The sequence below is a fragment of the Synechococcus sp. R6-7 genome (genome assembly GCF_047461695.1).
Lineage (GTDB): Bacteria > Cyanobacteriota > Cyanobacteriia > Thermostichales > Thermostichaceae > Thermostichus.
Genome location: NZ_JANSHS010000087.1, coordinates 1 through 1,201 on the forward strand (window position 1 = coordinate 1; position 1,201 = coordinate 1,201).

1 protein-coding gene is annotated in these 1,201 nt (G+C 59.3%); it reads right to left on the reverse strand.

Going from position 1 to position 1,201, the window contains the following annotated elements; genetic code table 11:
• Positions 1 to 1,119: CocE/NonD family hydrolase (locus NW815_RS03165; RefSeq protein ID WP_414415695.1), on the reverse strand; the 1,119-nt coding region annotated here is incomplete at its 3' end.
• Positions 1,120 to 1,201 lie beyond the last annotated feature (82 nt).

Sequence of the window (1,201 nt, forward strand, 5' to 3'; positions counted from 1 at the left end):
TGAAAGGGCAGCCAAGCCGGTGCTGTGTAGGTAAAAAGCTTTTGGCTCAGGGGTAGGCCAAGCATCAAAGCCGCGCCAGCGGTTGGATCCCATCTCGAACAGGCGTACCGGCGGCTCCTGGAGGATCCCTGTATCTTTGCCTTTGAGGAACTGGTCAAACCAGCGCACCTGCAGGCGATCGATGGGGCTGACAGCCTCTGGGCCAAAGTCCAACGCCCCCACTTTGCGCCCCCAAGGGAGATGGATCCAAGGGCCGATGATCAGGTATTGAGGGTTCTGGCTGCGGGCGCTCATTTCCTTGTAGAGGCGCAGGCTACCACTCAGGTAGCTGTCAAACCAGCCGGCAATGTGTAGCATCGGCAGATCCACCGCCTCTAGACGGGGAGAGAGCTTGCGCCAGTAGTCATCCGGCTCGCTGTGCTCCAGCCAGTCGAAGTAATAGGATTGGGGGGCATACTGCTGCAACACCCCCGGCTTGAGGGGGATAGGGTCGTAGAGGGGGAGATTGCGGGCAGCTTTCAAAAGCGCTTGGTAGGCATTGGCATCCCCCCTGAGACGCGCCCCTTCGGTCTCCAGTTGCAAGGCCCAACTGAGGTTGTTGTAGAAGGCAAAGGCCCCCCCTGGGTAAGCGGCATCGGCATAGAGATCGTAAGGCAGCATCGCCGGGCAGATGGCCTTCAAGGCGCTGGGACGGGTAGAAGCCGCATACAGCTGGGTCATGCCCTGATAAGAGAAGCCGTACATGCCCACTACGCCGTTGCTCCCCGGCAAGGCAGCCGCCCAATTGACGGCGTCAAACCCGTCTTCCACCTCATGGCGGAAAGGGTAGAAGGATCCCTTGGAAGTTCCCCGTCCGCGCACATCCTGGATGACCACAATGTACCCCTGGGCCGCATACCACCTGGGATGGGCATACACCACCGTCGAGGCAATGGCCCGCCCATAGGGCTGCCGCATCAGCAAAACCGGGTAGCTCCCCTCCCCTTGCGGGCGATAGACATCCGCGTCCAGTTGGATCCCGTCGCGGGTGAACATGGAAACAGTTTCGCGGGGGCGAACGGGCAACATGGCCTGGGTTGGGCTAGCGGATCTTGCCAAAGGGATACCAACCAAGGACAACCTAAGGGATCCCTGGGTGGATTCTTCCTAAGATAAAACAGAAGCCCTTATGAGAGGATGACTCTAGTCAATAATAAGCTCA